This window comes from Leifsonia sp. EB41, from assembly GCF_041262565.1.
GTDB lineage: Bacteria > Actinomycetota > Actinomycetes > Actinomycetales > Microbacteriaceae > Leifsonia.
Window position 1 is genome coordinate 3,487,345 of record NZ_JBGCCJ010000001.1, and the last position, 16,969, is coordinate 3,504,313.

14 protein-coding genes are annotated in these 16,969 nt (G+C 70.0%); 8 read left to right on the forward strand and 6 right to left on the reverse strand.

Features of this window, described 5'->3' with window-relative positions:
* The first annotated feature begins 104 nt into the window (after positions 1-104).
* Together ABH923_RS17180 and ABH923_RS17185 are read left to right on the forward strand one after the other, a co-directional pair.
* Complete coding sequence (locus ABH923_RS17180; protein ID WP_370056606.1) at positions 105-713, forward strand: sigma-70 family RNA polymerase sigma factor; 609 nt, start codon at positions 105-107, stop codon at positions 711-713.
* Entirely contained in the window at positions 710-955 is a 246-nt protein-coding gene (locus ABH923_RS17185) for a zf-HC2 domain-containing protein (RefSeq protein WP_179607524.1), read from the forward strand. Before ABH923_RS17180 ends, ABH923_RS17185 begins: the two co-directional genes overlap by 4 nt.
* A gap of 75 nt (positions 956-1,030) precedes the next feature.
* On the opposite strand, the gene ABH923_RS17190 is transcribed toward ABH923_RS17185, so the two are convergent.
* From ABH923_RS17190 to ABH923_RS17200, 3 genes are read right to left on the reverse strand one after another with little or no spacing between them, the layout of a single operon-like run.
* Positions 1,031-1,810, reverse strand: a complete 780-nt coding sequence (locus ABH923_RS17190; protein ID WP_370056607.1) for a VOC family protein — start codon at positions 1,808-1,810, stop codon at positions 1,031-1,033.
* Between the two features lie 44 nt (positions 1,811-1,854).
* Positions 1,855-2,271: a hypothetical protein gene (locus tag ABH923_RS17195; RefSeq protein WP_370056608.1), complete on the reverse strand. Its 417-nt coding sequence runs from the start codon at positions 2,269-2,271 to the stop codon at positions 1,855-1,857.
* A gap of 58 nt (positions 2,272-2,329) precedes the next feature.
* Positions 2,330-3,727, reverse strand: a complete 1,398-nt coding sequence (locus ABH923_RS17200) for an MFS transporter (protein ID WP_370056609.1) — start codon at positions 3,725-3,727, stop codon at positions 2,330-2,332.
* Between the two features lie 170 nt (positions 3,728-3,897).
* Here ABH923_RS17200 and ABH923_RS17205 point away from each other — a divergent pair, with 170 nt between their 5' ends.
* Positions 3,898-6,255, forward strand: coding sequence for an arylsulfatase (locus tag ABH923_RS17205; RefSeq protein WP_370056610.1), 2,358 nt, complete (start codon positions 3,898-3,900; stop codon positions 6,253-6,255).
* Positions 6,256-6,301: 46 nt separating this feature from the next.
* The gene (locus ABH923_RS17210) at positions 6,302-7,408 is read left to right on the forward strand and encodes an epoxide hydrolase family protein (protein WP_370056611.1); all 1,107 of its coding nucleotides are present in this window, start codon (positions 6,302-6,304) and stop codon (positions 7,406-7,408) included.
* 7 nt (positions 7,409-7,415) lie between these two features.
* On the opposite strand, the gene ABH923_RS17215 is transcribed toward ABH923_RS17210, so the two are convergent.
* Positions 7,416-7,766 (reverse strand): metalloregulator ArsR/SmtB family transcription factor, encoded by a 351-nt coding sequence (locus ABH923_RS17215; RefSeq protein WP_370056612.1) that lies wholly within the window; start codon positions 7,764-7,766, stop codon positions 7,416-7,418.
* Positions 7,767-7,981: 215 nt separating this feature from the next.
* Between ABH923_RS17215 and ABH923_RS17220 the strand changes: the two genes are divergently transcribed.
* Complete coding sequence (locus ABH923_RS17220; RefSeq protein ID WP_370056614.1) at positions 7,982-8,386, forward strand: arsenate reductase ArsC; 405 nt, start codon at positions 7,982-7,984, stop codon at positions 8,384-8,386.
* Positions 8,387-8,496: 110 nt separating this feature from the next.
* Here the strand turns inward: ABH923_RS17220 and ABH923_RS17225 are convergent, their stop codons facing one another.
* Positions 8,497-12,384, reverse strand: coding sequence for a multifunctional oxoglutarate decarboxylase/oxoglutarate dehydrogenase thiamine pyrophosphate-binding subunit/dihydrolipoyllysine-residue succinyltransferase subunit (locus ABH923_RS17225; protein ID WP_370056615.1), 3,888 nt, complete (start codon positions 12,382-12,384; stop codon positions 8,497-8,499).
* A gap of 135 nt (positions 12,385-12,519) precedes the next feature.
* Here ABH923_RS17225 and ABH923_RS17230 point away from each other — a divergent pair, with 135 nt between their 5' ends.
* Positions 12,520-13,959, forward strand: a complete 1,440-nt coding sequence (locus ABH923_RS17230) for a GuaB1 family IMP dehydrogenase-related protein (RefSeq protein WP_370056616.1) — start codon at positions 12,520-12,522, stop codon at positions 13,957-13,959.
* An 8-nt stretch (positions 13,960-13,967) separates the two neighbouring features.
* Here ABH923_RS17230 and ABH923_RS17235 read toward each other — a convergent pair whose 3' ends face one another.
* Complete coding sequence (locus ABH923_RS17235) at positions 13,968-14,372, reverse strand: hypothetical protein (RefSeq protein WP_370056617.1); 405 nt, start codon at positions 14,370-14,372, stop codon at positions 13,968-13,970.
* A 211-nt stretch (positions 14,373-14,583) separates the two neighbouring features.
* On the opposite strand from ABH923_RS17235, the gene ABH923_RS17240 reads away from it, so the two are divergent.
* Complete coding sequence (locus ABH923_RS17240; protein ID WP_370056618.1) at positions 14,584-15,906, forward strand: hemolysin family protein; 1,323 nt, start codon at positions 14,584-14,586, stop codon at positions 15,904-15,906.
* Positions 15,903-16,940 (forward strand): hemolysin family protein, encoded by a 1,038-nt coding sequence (locus ABH923_RS17245; protein WP_370056619.1) that lies wholly within the window; start codon positions 15,903-15,905, stop codon positions 16,938-16,940. The genes ABH923_RS17240 and ABH923_RS17245 overlap by 4 nt, the downstream gene beginning before the upstream one ends.
* Positions 16,941-16,969 lie beyond the last annotated feature (29 nt).

The following is a 16,969-nucleotide window of genomic DNA, read 5'->3' on the forward strand; positions in this document are numbered from 1 at the left end:
CCAGCGCTGTTCTCGACGCCCCTCGCACCCGTGCGCTGGCGCCGTCGAGGGTCCGACCCTCCCGTCGGGTCGCTCAGCGGTCGCCGCAACTAGACTGGCCCCTGATGAGCACCGAAACCGAGGACAAGGGCGCGCTGTTCGAAGAGCAGGCGCTTCCCTTCATGGACCAGCTCTACGCGGCCGCCCTGCGCATGACGCGCAACCCGGCGGACGCGCAAGACCTCGTCCAGGAGACGTACGTCAAGGCGTATGCCGCCTTCGCGCAGTTCCAGCAGGGCACGAACCTGAAGGCGTGGCTGTACCGCATCCTCACCAACACGTTCATCAACACCTATCGCAAGAAGCAGCGCGAGCCGTACCAGGGGACGATCGACGAACTCGAGGACTGGCAGCTCGGAGGCGCGGAGTCGACCACCGCGTCCTCCAGCCGCTCGGCCGAGGCGGAGGCGATCGACCACCTGCCCGACAGTGCCGTCAAGGACGCGCTGCAGGCCATCCCGGAGGACTTCCGGCTGGCCGTCTATCTCGCCGATGTCGAGGGATTCTCCTACCAGGAGATCGCCGACATCATGAAGACCCCGATCGGCACCGTCATGAGCCGCCTCCACCGCGGCCGCCGGATGCTCCGGGAGCTTCTGACCGACTACGCGCACGAACGCGGGCTCTCAGCGGTCCAGGGCCCGGCCGTGCAGACCACCAGGAGAACGAAATGACCGACTGCGGCTGTGAGAAGGCGAAAGCCGAACTCGAGGAGTACCTGCGCAACGAGCTCTGCAACGAGGATGCTGCAGACGTGCGCGAGCACCTCGCGAACTGCGACGGCTGCTCGAGCGAGGCGCACCTGAACGTCGTGCTCACCGAAGTGGTGCAGCGCGCCTGCAAGGAGACGGCGCCCGAGACGCTGCGCACCGAGGTGCTGCTGCGCATCCGGTCGTTCCAGGCGTCGGTGCACTGAGACCTAGCACCCGATTCGTCACGAATGTCGACTCTGACGCGCTGAAACGCGCGATTCGTGCCGAATGTCGGCGCCTCAGGCGATCGACCCCGGCACCTCGTGGAGGAAGAAGAGGCCGCCGAGGGGGTCGGTGACCTGCGCGAAGCGTCCGAACTCGCTGTCCCAGGGGTCGCGGATAGCGGTGCCGCCGAGTTCCACCACGCGCGCGACGGCCGCCGCGGCGTCTTGGACGCCGAAGTACACCACCCAGTGCGACGGGACGTCCGGCGGGAGCATCCCGTCCGCGTCGAAGACGCCGCCGCTCGGTGAGTCGGGGTCGCCGAACGTCTCGTAGCGGAAGTCCGCGGTGTCGCCGAGTACGGTCGTCCTCCAGCCGAACACCCGCTTGTAGAACTCGACCTGCTCGGCGTAGCTGCGGGCGTACAGCTCGTGCCAGGAGAGCCCGCCGACCTCGGCGACGAGCTCGAAGCCGCGGTGCTGCTCCGGCTCCCAGAGCCCGACGACCGCGCCGCCCGGGTCGGCCACGACGGCGAGCCTGCCCTGGTCGCCGACCGCCATCGTGGGGGAGAGCACCTGCGCGCCCGCGTTCTCCGACGCCCGCTCCCCGGCCGAGGCGTCCTCGACGAGCAGGTACGTGAGCCAGGCGTTCGGCTGCTGGCCCTCCATCGCCTCGCCCATCCCGGCGACGAGGTGCCCGTCGCGCCGGAAGGTCACGTAGCCGCCGTACTCGCCGCCGCCGGTCTCGGCGGTCCAGCCGAACAGCGACGTGTAGAACTCCTGGGCGCGGGGGAGGTCGGTGGCGGCGAAGTCCACCCAGCAGGGCTCACCGAGACGGTGCGTGGTCAGGACGGTCATGCGGTCAACGTACGCCCCGCGGAGGCCGCCCCGCTAGCTGCCTGTCACCGGTATTGCGCGCGGTCGTACGCCCGCAGCTCGCGCCCGTGCACGGTGAGCGCGTAGATGACGATGAGGTCGAGGGCGAACACGATGATCGACCACCACGGCTGGGCAGGCAGCGACAGCAACTGACTCACGGCGTTGACGGCGACCACGATCACAGCGAAGACCCGTGCCCAGGTGCGGCCGTTCGCGAGCGCGATGCCGGCGGCGACGAGCACCACGCCGATCAGGAGGTGCCACCACCCCCACAGCGACACGTAGTAGACAGTGGTTCCCTCGCTCGTCGTGAAGTACTGGCTCGCCGGCAGGAGGATCGCGAGGATCCCGAACAGGATCTCGATGGCGCCGCTGATCAGGATCATGATGGCGGCGAACCAGCCCCACCCGATCCACGCGGTCGGTCTTTCGTCGCTCATGGCAGCCTCCCCGGTCGGCCACACGGTACAACGGCGCCCGGCGCCGCGACAATGCCTGTCAGGCGGGCGCCGGCTCGGCCACCGCGCGCGGAAGCAGCAGCGCCGCGATCAGCCCCGTCGCCCCGAGCACCGCGACCACGGCCATCGCGATGCCGTACGCCTCGCCTCCGCGCTGGAGGTTCGCCACCAGGATGGTGCCGGCGATGGCGGTGCCGAAGGTCGAGCCGAGGTTGGAGACGCTGCGCGAGAGCCCGGAGATCTCGCCCTGGACCCGCTCCGGGAACGCCGACTGCACCACGTTCACCGACGGCGTCAGCATGAGGCCGAGCCCGGCGCCGATCAGGAAGAGTCCTGGCACGAACGGCCAGCCTCCCGTGGCGCCCGCCGCGAGCCAGATCAGCAGCACGACGCCCGGAACGCAGAGCACGAAGCCGGTGACGATCAGCCCGCGCTGCGAGAACCGGCGCGCCAGCCTCCCGGCGAGCAGGGAGGTCAGCAGCAGCCCGACCGTCGCAGCGGTGAAGATCACGCCGGTCTGGATGGCGTTGTAGCCGCGGATCACCTGGAGGTACGCCGAGACGGTGAACGAGGTCCCCATCAGGATGACCCACTGCAGGTTCTGGGTGATCAGCGCGAGGTTCGACACCCGCACCCGGAACAGGCTCGTGGACAGCAGGGGTGCCTTCCCGGTCCGCTCGCGCCGGCGCACCCAGAGGAAGAACCCCACCAGGATCGCGACCCCCGCGAGCACCAGGACGATCATCAGCGGCACGCTCGTGTCGGCGGCGAGGATCCCCATCACCAGCACGAAGAGGCCCAGCGCCGACAGGATCGCGCCCACGAGGTCGAACGGCCGCGTCGGGTCGGCCGGCAGCGGGTCGGTCAGCGACCGGCTGAGCAGCAGGATGACCACGATCACGAGGGCCTGGAACAGGAACGCCGCCCGCCAGCTGATCCCGGTCGTGATCAGGCCGCCGATCAGCGGACCCGCCGCGGCGCCGACGCCGCCCATCCCGCTGATGATCCCGAACGCGACCGCCCGGGTTGGGATGTCCGGCAGGCAGATCGTGGTGAGGATGTAGACCGGCGGGATGAGCATGGCGGTGCCGACGCCCTCCAGGATCGAGTTGCCCAGGATGACCGCCCACAGCCCGGGCGCGAGGGCTGTGATCACGGCGCCGACGCCGTAGACGATCAGGCCGATGATGAAGCTCCGCTTGCGGCCGATGTTGTCGGTCAGCTTGCCCATCGGGATCATCAGGGCCGCCATCGTGAGCAGGAACAGCGTGATGCTGATCTGGATGCCCTGGACCGTCGTGCCGAGATCGCGCGACATGTCGTTGATCATCACGTTCATGTTCGAGCCGGCGAAGCTGCAGATGAACTGCGCCAGCGCCAGCGGCGCGATGATGCGGCGGATGGTGGCTTGCGAAGCTGCTGCGGTCGTTCCGGTCATGTCGGCTCCCGGTGTCTGCCCTGCTCCCACTGTGTGCTCTGGCCGGATGCTACTGCGCGCGGATCGGCCGGTGCAATCGGGGTTGCCGCCGCTGGAAGGGCGGCGTTAGGGTGCGGCCGTCCGGGGTCTGGCGTCGCCTGGCGGACCCGCACAGATCGAAGGGGGACACCATGCCCGCACCGTTCCGAGGCCGGATCGACCTGGACATCCGGGACGCGGAGCCCGACTGGGCGCCGTTCGAGCCGCCCAAAGCCCCGGAGGGCGCGCCGAACGTCGTCCTCATCGTGCTGGACGACGTCGGCTTCTCGGCGATGAGCTGCTACGGCGGCCCGATCGACACCCCGAACATCGACCGGCTGGCCGACTCGGGCGTGCGGTTCACGCAGTGGCACACGACAGCGCTGTGCTCGCCGACGCGCTCCGCCCTGCTCACCGGGCGCAACCACACCCGCAACTCGATGGCGTGCATCACGGAGGCCGCGACCGGGTTCCCGAACGCGAGCGGCACCATCCCGCAGGAGAACGGGATGCTCTCGCAGATCCTGGGGGAGCAGGGCTGGAACACCTACATCGTGGGCAAGTGGCACCTCTGCCCGTCCGACGAGATGAACCTGGCCTCCACCCGCCGCAACTGGCCGACCGGCCGCGGGTTCGAGCGCTTCTACGGCTTCCTCGGCGCCGAGACGAACCAGTGGTATCCAGACCTCGTCTACGACAACCATCCTGTCGACCAGCCGGCGTCGCCGGAGGACGGCTACCACCTCACCGTCGACCTGACGGACAAGGCCATCGAGTTCATCGGCGACGCGAAGGCGCTCGCGCCCGACAAGCCGTTCTTCCTGTACTACGCGCCGGGCGCCGCGCACGCGCCGCACCATGCGCCGAAGGAGTGGATCGAGAAGTTCGCCGGGCGCTTCGACGGCGGGTACGAGGCGATCCGCGAGGAGATCCTGCAGCGGCAGATCGCGCTCGGGCTGGTCCCGGAGGGCACGGAGCTGCCTCCCATCAACCCGATCGGCACGCCGGAGACCCGCAGCGGCCCGGAGGGCCAGCCGTTCCCGCCGCTCGACGTGACCAAGCCGTGGGACTCGCTCGGCGACGACGAGAAGCACCTCTATTCGCGGATGGCGGAGGTCTACGCCGGCTTCCTCGCCCACGCCGACGACCAGATCGGCCGGTTGCTGGACTACCTGGAGGAGTCGGGCGTCCGCGACGACACGCTGATCGTGCTGGTCTCCGACAACGGCGCGAGCGGCGAGGGCGGCCCGGAGGGGTCGGTGAACGAGAACAAGTTCTTCAACGGCATCCCGGACAGCCTGGAGGAGAACCTCGCCATGCTGGACCAGCTCGGCGGCCCGAAGACCTACAACCACTACCCGAACGGCTGGGCGATGGCCTTCAACACCCCGTTCAAGATGTGGAAGCGCTACGACTACAACGGCGGGACGGCGGATCCGTGCATCGTGTCCTGGCCGAAGAAGCTCGGGCACGGCGGCGAGCTGCGGCACCAGTACCACCACGCGGTCGACATCGTGCCGACCATCCTCGACCTGCTGGAGGTGGAGGTCCCCGACCAGATCGGCGGGCACGTGCAGTCCCGGATGGACGGGGTGAGCATGCGCTCGGCGGTCGCGGACGCCGACTCCCCGACCACGCGTCCGACGCAGTTCTACGCGATGCTGGGCTCGCGGTCCATCTGGCACAACGGCTGGAAGGCGGTGTCGAACCACCCCGTGCTCAGCGGCTGGAGCCGTTTCAACGACGACACCTGGGAGCTGTACCACACCGACGTCGACCGCTCGGAGGTCCACGATCTGGCGGCCGAGCATCCGGACCGGGTGCGTGAGCTGGTCAACCTGTGGTTCGCCGAGGCGGGCGCCAACCAGGCGTTCCCGCTGGACGACCGCTCCGCCATCGAGATCCTGCTCACGCCGCGGCCGACGCTGACGAGCCCGCGGAACCGCTACGTCTACCGGGTGGGCGGCGCGGAGGTCCCGGAGTCGCAGGCGGTCAACATCCGCAATCGCTCGTACGCGATCGGCGCGCTCGTTGACCTGCCGTCGCCGGGAGCCCAGGGTGTGATCTTCGCGCACGGCGCCCGGTTCGGCGGCCACGCCCTCTACGTGAAGGACGGGAGGCTGCACTACGTCTACAACTTCGTGGGCAGCCTGGAGCAGCGCGTCGATGCGACAGAGGACCTCCCGACCGGCGAGAGCCTCATCCTCTCGGCCGCGTTCGAGAAGGACGGCGAGGAGGCGCCGGGCCTGGCGACGGGCATCCTGAGCCTGTACCACGGCGAGCACAAGGTCGGCGAGGGGCGCATCAAGACGCAGCCCGGCTACTTCTCGCTCGCCGGGGAGGGCCTGTGCGTCGGGTACGACAGCGGCGAGCCGGTGACCGACGACTATCCGGGGGAGCGGCCGTTCCGGTTCACGGGCGGCACGCTGCACCGCGTGGTCGTGGATGTCAGCGGGGAGCCGTACCTCGACCTGGAACGGCAGGCGGCGGCGATGCTGGCGCGGGAGTAGCGGCCCGGCGGTCACGGCTGTCGGGCGCTCCCGCTACGGTGGCCGCATGGCCATCGACGACTTCCGTATCCAGGTGCCCGACGACGTGCTCGCCGACCTGAGGGACCGCCTCGCCCGCACCCGCTACCTGCGCTCGCCGCGGTCGGGCTGGGAGGGCGGGCTCGGCGGGGAAGGGTTGCGCGCGCTGGTCGACGGCTGGCTGGCGTTCGACTGGCGCGCCGAGGAGGAGCGGCTGAACACGGTGGAGCAGCACGTCGCCACGGTGGCGGGTCATCGCCTGCACTTCGCGCGGGTGCGCGGCACGGGCGCCGGCCCGCACACCCCGCTCCTGCTCGTGCACGGCTGGCCGAGCGCGTTCGTCGAATACCTCCCGCTCGCGCGTCTGCTCTCGGACTCGTTCGACGTCATCGTCCCGTCGCTTCCCGGGTTCGTGTTCTCCGAGGCGCTGGAGCCGCCGCTGACCCGGCGCGCCATCGCTGATGCGCTGCACGGGCTGATGACAGAGGTGCTCGGGTTCGAGCGCTACGCGACGTTCGGCGGCGACATCGGCGGCGGAGCCTCCACCTGGCTCGGCGTCGACCACCCGGACAGCGTGGTCGGCATCCAGGTGCTGAGCGGCCTGTTCCCGGAGGGCGATGCGGCGGACGACGACGAGGCCCGCTACCTCGCTGCGCTGGACGAGTACGACCGGCTGGACGGCGGCTACAGCGAGATCATGCTCACGCGCCCCGACACCATCGCGGCGGCGCTGAACGACTCCCCGGCCGGGTTGCTGGCCTGGATCGCCGACAAGTGGCACGACTGGATCGACGACCGGGAGGGCGGCGCCTGGCAGCGCGTGGTCGACTCCGGCATCCTCTACACGATCGCGACCTTGTACTGGACGACCGAGAGCATCGGGACGTCCTTCCAGCAGTACTACGACTACGAGCAGAACCCGCCCCGGCCGCCGATCGCGGCGCCCGTGGGGGTCTACCTCGGGCGGGAGCCCGGGTTCGCGGGCTTCCCGCGCTCACTGGCCGAGCGCGCGGCCCCGCGGCTGGTGGAGTTCACGGAGGCGCCGGCGGGAGGTCACTTCGCCGGATTCGAGGAACCCGAAGCCGCCGCGGACGCCATCCGTGGTTTCCACGCGCGGCTGCGCGGCGACGCCTGATGCTGGGTCAGACCGACGTCAGGAACGACGACACGATGTCGAGCGAGCCGGGCACGATCCGGTAGTACGCCCAGGTGCCGCGCTTGCTGCGGCTGAGGAATCCGGCCTCCACCAGGATCTTCAGGTGGTGCGACACGGTCGGCTGGGAGAGGTCCAGCGGTTCGGTGAGGTCGCACACGCACGCCTCGCCGTCCTCGTGAGCCGCGACCATCGAGAGCAGCCGGAGCCGCGCCGGATCGGCCAGCGCCTTCATCGCCCGGGCGACGGATACAGCGTTCTCCTCGCTGATCACCTCTTTGGTGATCGGCGCGCAGCACGCCTGGAGGTCGCGCAGGGGGAGGAGCTCGGTGATCGCCATAGCTCGATCCTCCTCGATATATTGACAAACGTCAATGTAGTTGTTCATCCTTGGTTCATCGACAACCGTCGATGAAGAAGGGAGAATGAACATGGGTTGCTGCGACACGACCGAATGCCAGCCGCTGCCGGACGGCTCCTGCCCGCCCGACTGCTGCTGACTCCATCGGGCCGTCGCCCGTGCGGCGGCCCACCACCTCGAACCTGGAGAACCGGATGACCGACACCACCCCCACCGTCCTCTTCGTCTGCGTCCACAACGCCGGCCGTTCCCAGATGGCCGCCGGCTACCTGAGCGCCCTCGCGGGAGACCGGGTGCAGGTCCTCTCCGCCGGCTCGGAGCCCGCGGACCGGCTCAACCCGATCGCCGTGCAGGCGATGGCCGAGGAGGGCATCGACATCGCGGCGAACACCCCAGCGATCCTCACCACCGAGGCGGTCAAGGAGTCCGACGTCGTCATCACGATGGGCTGCGGCGACACCTGCCCGATCTTCCCGGGCAAGCGCTACGAGGACTGGGACCTGACCGATCCCGCGGGGCGGCCGATCGAGGAGGTTCGGCCGATCCGGGACGAGATCAGGCAGCGGGTGGAGGCGCTGGTCGCCGAGATCGTGGCCTGATCGGGGCGCGGCTAACGGAGGACATCCGCCCCGCCACGCCCGGGAAAAGCAGGAAACGGAGGAGCCGCGGCCCGAATCGGGTCGCGGCTCCTCCGTTGTCAGCGCGAGGGCTAGAGCGTCAGCGCGCGCTGGATGAGCAGCGACTGCTCCTGCGCGTGGCGCTTCGCGGAGCCTGCGGCGGGCGACGCGGACGCGGGGCGCGAGATGACCCCGATCGGGCGCGGGCCCAGCTTGGAGGTCTCCAGGATGATGAACGGCCAGGCGCCCTGGTTCTCTGGCTCGTCCTGCGTCCAGACCAGCTCGGCGTTCGGGTAGGAGTCGGCCACGGCCTTGAGCTCCTCGCCGGGGAGCGGGTAGAACTGCTCCACCCGCACAAGCGCGATCTCCGGGTTCGGGTTCTTCTCCAGCTCGTTCGCGAGGTCGTGGTAGAGCTTGCCCGCCATGAACAGCACGCGCTTCACGGCCGCCTTGTCGGTGATCCGTGCGTCGTCGATGACCGGCTCGAACTTGCCGTTCGTGAAGTCGGCGACCTCGCTGGAGGCGCCGCGCAGGCGCAGCATCGCCTTCGGCGTGAACACCACCAGCGGACGGCGCGGCCGGGCATAGGCCTGGCGACGCAGCAGGTGGAAGTACGACGCCGGGGTCGACGGCCGCGCGACGGTCATGTTGTTCTCGGCGCAGAGCTGCAGGTAGCGCTCGATGCGAGCGCTGGAGTGGTCAGGCCCCTGGCCCTCGTAGCCGTGCGGGAGCAGGAGCACGAGCGACGAGCGCTGGCCCCACTTCTGCTCGGCCGAGGAGATGAACTCGTCGATGATGATCTGGGCGCCGTTCGCGAAGTCGCCGAACTGGGCCTCCCAGAGCACGAGCGCGTCGGCCCGCTCGACCGAGTAGCCGTACTCGAAGCCCATCGCCGCGTACTCGCTCAGCAGCGAGTCGTAGATCCAGAACTTCGCCTGGTTGTCGCTGAGGTTCGCCAGCGGCAGCCACTCCTGGCCGTTCATCCGGTCGTGGAGGACGGCGTGGCGCTGCACGAAGGTGCCGCGGCGCGAGTCCTGGCCGACGAGGCGCACCGGGGTGCCCTCCAGCAGCACGCTGCCGAGCGCCAGCAGCTCGCCGAAGCCCCAGTCCACGCCGCCATTGCGGCTCATGTCGCTGCGCTTGTTGAGGAGCTGCTGCAGCTTCGGGTGCACGGTGAAGCCCGCGGGCGGGTTGTTGAACGCGTCGCCGATGAGCGAGATGACCTGGGCGCTGACGGCCGTGGTGTCCGGCTCGCCGACGTTGTCGTTCTCGTCCTGCTGCGCGATCGGGTGCTCGAGGTCGGCCGTGGCCTCGCCCTGCGTGATGATCGGCACCGAGTTGGTCTGGGCGGCGTGCGTCTCCATGAAGGCGCGCTCGAGGCGGTCCTGGAAGTCGGCGTGCGCCGCCTGGTACTCCTCCTCGGTGATGTCGCCGCGGCCGACGAGGGCCTCGGTGTACAGGCGGCGCACCGAGCGCTTGGCCTCGATGAGGTTGTACATCAGCGGCTGCGTCATCGAGGGGTCGTCGCCCTCGTTGTGGCCGCGGCGGCGGTAGACGATGAGGTCGACGACCACGTCGCGCTTGAACTCCTGGCGGTACTCGAACGCGAGCTGCGCCACGCGGACCACGGCCTCCGGGTCGTCGCCGTTCACGTGGAAGATCGGCGCCTGGATGGTCTTCGCCACGTCCGTCGAGTAGACCGACGTGCGGCCCTCGCCGGGAGGCGTGGTGAAGCCGACCTGGTTGTTGATGTTGACGTGGATGGTGCCGCCCGTGCGGTACGCCCGCAGCTGGGACATCTGCATCTGCTCGACCACGATGCCCTGGCCGGCCATCGCCGCGTCGCCGTGGACGAGGATCGGCAGGGTGAGGAAGGTGCCGGCGGGGCGGCGGTCCTGCTTGGCGCGGACGATGCCCTCCAGGACGCCGTCGGCGGCCTCCAGGTGCGACGGGTTCGCGGCGAGGTACACCGGGATCTCGGCGTCGTCGGCGCCCTTGAAGGTGCCCTCCGTGCCGAGGTGGTACTTGACGTCGCCGGAGCCCTGCACGGTGCGCGGGTCCTGGGTGCCCTCGAACTCGCGGAAGATCTGACCGTAGGTCTTGCCCGCGATGTTGGTGAGGACGTTCAGCCGGCCGCGGTGGGCCATGCCGATGGCGGCCTCGTCGAGCCCGGCCTCCGCTGCGCCCTGCAGGATGGTGTCGAGCAGCGCGATGGTCGACTCGCCGCCCTCCAGGCTGAAGCGCTTCTGGCCGACGTACTTGGTCTGCAGGAAGGTCTCGAACGCCTCCGCCTCGTTGAGCTTGCCCATGATGCGCAACTGCTCGTCGTGGGTCGGCTTCTCGTAGGGGCGCTCCAGCTTGTCCTGGAACCACTTGCGCTGGGCCGGGTCCTGGATGTGCATGTACTCGACGCCGACGGTGCGGCAGTACGAGTCGCGCAGAACGCCGAGGATGTCGCGCAGCTTCATCTTCCGCTTGTCGCCGCCGAACGCGCCGGTGACGAACTCGCGGTCGAGGTCCCAGAACGTGAGGCCGTGGTTCTCGATCTCGAGGTCCGGGTGGCTGCGCTGGACGTACTCCAGCGGGTCGATGTCGGCCATCAGGTGGCCGCGGACCCGGTAGGAGTTGATCAGCTCCTGGACGCGGGCGGTCTTGTCGACGGCGCTGGCCAGGTCGACCGAGATGTCCGGGTTCCAATGGATCGGGATGTAGGGGATGCGCAGCTCGGCGAAGATGTCCTCGTAGAAGCTGCGCTTGCCGATCAGCAGCTCGTGCACGATCTTCAGGAACTCGCCGGAGCCCGCGCCCTGGATGACCCGGTGGTCGTAGGTGCTGGTCAGGGTGATGGTCTTGCCGATCGCGAGGCCGGCCAGCGTCTTCTCGCTGGAGCCCTGGAACTCGGCCGGGTACTCGAGCGCGCCGGCGCCGATGATGGCGCCCTGGCCCTTCATCAGGCGCGGGACGGAGTGCACCGTGCCGATGCCGCCCGGGTTCGTCAGCGAGATGGTGGTGCCGGCGAAGTCGCCAGCGGTCAGCTTGTTGTTGCGGGCCTTGGACACCAGGTCCTCGTAGGCGGAGAGGTACTCGCCGAAGGCCATCGTGTCCGCACGCTTGATGCTCGGCACGAGCAGGGCGCGGGTGCCGTCCGGCTTCGGGAGGTCGATCGCGATGCCGAGGTTGATGTGCGCGGGGGCGACGACGGAGGGCTTGCCGTCGACCTCCTCGTAGAACACGTTCTGGCTCGGGAAGTCCTTGAGCGCCTGGATGAGCGCCCAGCCGATCAGGTGGGTGAACGACACCTTGCCGCCGCGGGCGCGCTTGAGGTGGTTGTTGATGACGATGCGGTTGTCGATCATCAGCTTGGCGGGGATGGTCCGCACGCTCGTCGCGGTCGGGACGCTGAGCGAGGCGTCCATGTTGGTCGCCAGCGACTTCGCCATGCCGCGCAGCGGGGTGACCTTGTCCTCTTCGGCCGCCTCGACGGTGGCGTTGGGGGAGGTGACCGGCGCGTCGGCCGGGACCGGCTGCGGCTTGGGCGCGATCGACGTGGTGCGCGCGACCGGCTGGGCGCCGATGATCGGGATGGGAGTCGTGACCGGGCGGGGCTCGGACGACTGAGCTGATCCGGACGACTGGGCAGGGCCGGACGGCTGCTCGGGGGCGCCGGGCGCCGGAGTCGGGGTCGCGGGCTGCGCGGGAGGCGTCGGGACCGTCGGCTCGGCCGGGGCCGGGAAGGTCGGCTCGCTGGGGGTGGGGACACCCGGCTCTGCCGGGGTCGGGGCGGGCGTCTCGCTCGGCGTCGAGGCCTCGCCCTCCTTGATGGTCGGCTTGTAGTTCTCCAGGATCGGCCACCAGGACTTGTCGACCGAGTTCCTGTCCCGGAGGAACTGTTCGTACAGCTCCTCGACGAGCCACTCATTGGCTCCGAACTCACCCGACGATCCGTCGTCGGTTCCCACACCGGTCAATTGGCTCGACACAGCCGATCGCCCACTCTCTCCATTGATTTCGTTACGATCGGGCGGTCTCGGACCGCCCGTTCCATCCGAGGTTCAAGCCTAATCCCATCCGCGACCGGGTGCGGGCGTCCGACCCGGGAGGATACCGTTATTCTCATGCAGTTCTATGCGACGACCCCGCGGCACGACCTCACGTACTCGGACGTCTTCCTGGTCCCCTCCCGATCGAACGTGACGAGCCGTCTCGACGTGTCGCTCGCGCCGCAGGACGGCACGGGGGCGACCATCCCGATCGTCTCGGCGAACATGAACTCGGTGACCGGCAAGCGCCTGGCCGCCACGCTCGCCCGCCGCGGCGGTCTCGGAGTGCTCCCGCAGGACATGCACCTGCAGGACCTGGACGAGGCGATCCGCTGGGTCAAGGCGCAGCCGGTCGGCTTCGACACCCCGTACGAGGCGCGCCCGGAGGAGACCGTGGCCGATGTGCTGCGGCGCGTGCCCGCCGTCGAGGGGCACGGCGTGGTCGTGAGCGACGACGCCGGGAAGTACCTCGGCTGCCTCGCGGCCGTCCAGCTCGGGTCGGCGCTGCCCGACGCGCGGATCGGCGACCTCCTGCACGGCGCGCTCACGTCCCTGGACGCTGACGACCTGCCGGACGGCCGGGCCGCGTTCGAGGTCATGGACGCCGCCGGGCTCGCCTTCGCGCCTGTGCTCTCGCACGGCCGGGTGGTCGGCACGCTGAGCCGCACGAGCGCGCTGCGCTCCACGATCTACACGCCGGCGCTCGACGCCCACGGCCGCCTGCGCGTGGCGGCGGCGGTCGGCATCAACGGCGACGTCGCGTCGAAGGCCAAGGCCCTCGCCGCGGCCGGCGTCGACGTGCTGGTGATCGACGCCGCGCACGGCGACCAGGACGGCATGCGCCGCGCCATCCACACCGTCAGGAAGCTCGGGCTCGGCCTGCCGATCGTCGCGGGCAACGTCGTGACGGAGCAGGCCGTGCGCGATCTGGTCGCGGCGGGCGCCGACATCCTCAAGGTCGGGGTCGGGCCTGGCGCCATGTGCACCACGCGCATGATGACCGCCGTCGGCCGCCCGCAGTTCTCCGCCGTGCTGGAGACCAGCGCGACCGCGCGCGAGCTCGGAGCGCACGTCTGGGCGGACGGCGGCGTGCGGTACCCGCGCGACGTCGCGCTGGCGCTCGCCGCGGGCGGTGCGTCGGTGATGATCGGCTCGTGGTTCGCCGGCACGATCGAGGCGCCGGGTTCGATCGTGAGCGACGAGCGCGGCGCGCTGTACAAGGAGAGCTGGGGGATGGCCTCCACCAAGGCGGTCACCGGCCGGTTCGAGCGGCTCGACGCGTTCGACCGTGCCCGCAAGACACTGTTCGCCGAAGGCATCTCCAGCTCGCGCATCTACCTGGACCCGCTGCGCCCCTCGGTGGAGGACCTCCTCGACATGATCACGACCGGCCTGCGCAGCTCCTTCACGTACGCGGGCGCCCGCACGCTGGCCGAGTTCCACGACCGCGCCCTCGTCGGCATCCAGTCCGCCGCCGGCTACGAGGAGGGCAAGGCCCTCCCCGTCAGCTGGTAGCGCTCCCGCTAGGAGCCGTTGCCGGAACCGGTGCCCGAACCGGTTCCGGAACCCGATTGGCCGCCGAAGCCGTTGCCGGACTGGCCGCCGAAGCCGCCGTTTCCCCCGAACTGGCGCGGTGAGAAGTTCTGGTTCGTGCCGAACCCGGCGCGCGCTCCGCCGTCGACGGCGTGGGCGGTGAAGTAGCCGGCGAAGAAGACGATGACGAGCACGGCGACCGCGCCGACCGCCAGCGCGGTGTTCTGCGCCCAGGTGGGCCAGCGGTGGAGCACGCTGCCGTGCGACTCCTTGGCCGGGGGTACGGATCCTTGCGGCGCGTAGTGCGGCGCGGGCGGCGCGTACTGCGGCGCCGGCTGGCCGTACTGCGGGTCCGGTTGCCAGGGCTGGCCGGGGTTCGGGGCTGTGGTGCTCATGGAACGTTCCTCTCGGTGGACTTCTGCCGTGAGGATGCCGCCGCCCGCTCCGGAGGCGCTATGGCGATTCGATGCGTCCGCTGGGAATCGCGCGGGCGGTCCGATCCCCGGCATTTCCGCGGGACGCGCAGCTATACTTCTCGGGAAATGGACGACCCTCCTTCTGCCAGCCCATTCCAACCGTTGAGCCCGCCCGAGTGGGGTGGTCGCCATGCTCTCTGAGTGGATCATGCTGGGGGTCGGCCTCCTCCTGATCGTCGGCACCGGCCTCTTCGTCGCCAGCGAGTTCGCCCTGGTGAACCTCGACCGCGGCGACCTCGAAGCGCGGCGCGAGCGGGGCGAGTCCCGGCTGACCATGACGATCGCCGCGCTCAAGATCACCTCGACGCACCTGTCGAGCGCCCAGCTCGGGATCACCCTGACGACGCTGCTGACCGGTTACACGATGGAGCCCGCGATCAGCTCGCTGCTGCGCGGCCCGCTCACCGCCCTCGGCCTCCCGGACGGCGCGGTCGTGGTGATCGCGTCGGTAGTCGCGATCACCGTGGCGACGCTGCTGTCGATGATCCTCGGCGAGCTCGTGCCCAAGAACTTCGCGCTCGCGCTGCCGATCGCGACGGCCAAGCTGGTCATCCCCTTCCAGACGGCGTTCACGACGGTGTTCCGGCCGTTCGTGTTCATCCTCAACGGCACGGCCAACGGCTTCCTGCGGCTGTTTGGCATCGAGCCGAAGGAGGAGCTGTCGGCGGCCCGCACCGCCGACGAACTGTCCTCCCTCGTGCGGAGGTCGGCGAGCGCAGGCGTGCTGGAGGCCGACACGGCCACGCTGCTGAGCCGCACGCTCGCCTTCGCGTCCCGCACCGCCTCCGACGTGATGACGCCGCGGCCCCGGGTGGAGGCCGTCAAGCGCACCGACCCGGCGCAGACCGTGATCGGGCTCGCCCGCAGCACCGGCTACTCGCGCTTCCCCGTCATGGACGAGGACGTCGACGACGTCGTCGGCTTCGTGCACGTCAAGCAGGCCGTCGCCGTCCCGCGCCAGCGCCGCGCACGGGTGCCCGTCTCCGCACTCCAGACCGAGGCGCTCCGCGTACCGGAGACGATGACGCTCGACACCCTGCTCGGCGAGCTCCGCGGCCGCGGCTACCAGATGGCGGTCGTCGTGGACGAGTACGGCGGCACCTCCGGCATCGCGACGCTGGAGGACCTGGTCGAGGAGATCGTCGGCGACGTCGCGGACGAGCACGACCGCACCCGGGCCGGCGTGGTCCGCGGCCGCGACTCCATCACGTTCCCCGGCATCCTGCGCCCGGACGAGCTGCGGGAACAGGCCGGCGTGACCGTTCCGGAGGAGGGTCCGTACGAGACGGTGGCCGGCTTCGTCATGAACGAGCTCGGCCGCCTCCCGAAGGTGGGCGACGAGGTCCTGATCGACGGCGGCACGCTGCGCGTCGAGCGGCTGGACGGGCGGAGGGTCGACCGGATCCGCTACACGCCCGATCCGGACGAGCCGCCGACGGGAGGTGCCGCATGAGCGACTGGGCCGGCATCGCCTGGCTGGTGGTGCTCCTCCTCGTGAACGCGTTCTTCGTCGGTGCGGAGTTCGCGGTCATCTCCGCGCGCCGCTCGCAGATCGAGCCGCTCGCCGAGCGCGGCAAGCGCAGCGCGAAGACCGCGCTGTACGCGATGGAGCACGCGACCCTCATGCTCGCGACGACGCAGCTCGGCATCACCGTGTGCTCGCTGCTGATCCTGAACGTCTCCGAGCCCGCCATCCACCACCTGCTGGAGGCGCCGCTGGAGGCGACGGGCTGGTCGGAGGACGTGATCGGCACGGTGGCGTTCATCATCGCGCTCGTGCTGGTGTCGTTCCTGCACGTGGTCTTCGGCGAGATGGTGCCGAAGAACATCTCGTTCTCGATGCCGGACCGGGCGGCGCTGCTCCTCGCGCCTCCGCTGGTCGGGATCGGCCGGGCCGTCCGCCCGATCATCGTGGCGCTGAACGCGAGCGCGAATGCCGTGCTCCGCCTGTTCCGGGTGGAGCCGAAGGACGAGGCGGCCAGCACCTTCACGCTCGACGAGGTCGCCACGATCGTGAGCCAGTCGCAGCGGGAGGGTCTGCTGACCGACCGGATCGGCGCCCTGACCGCCGCGTTCGAGTTCACCGAGAAGAAGGTGCGCGACGCCATGGTCAAGCCGGAGACGCTGGTCTCGCTGCCGCCCGCGCCGACGCCCGCGGACGTGGAGAAAGCTGTCGCCAAGTACGGCTTCTCGCGCTACGTCGTGCCCGACGCCGACGGTGAGCCGACCGGCTACCTGCACCTCAAGGACGTGCTCGACCTGGAGGAGACCGGCTTCGACCTCCCGGTGCCCGTCAAGCGGATCCGCCGCCTGGTCACGGTGTTTATCGACTCCGACCTGGAGGACGCGCTGGAGAGCATGCGCCGCACCGGCAGCCACCTGGCGCGCGCGGTGGACGGCGAGGGCACGACCGCCGGCGTGGTGTTCCTGGAGGACATCATCGAGGAGCTCGTCGGCGAAGTGCAGGACGCGACGCGGCGCCTCTAGACCGTTCTGTTCAGGGGGCCAAAGCAGCC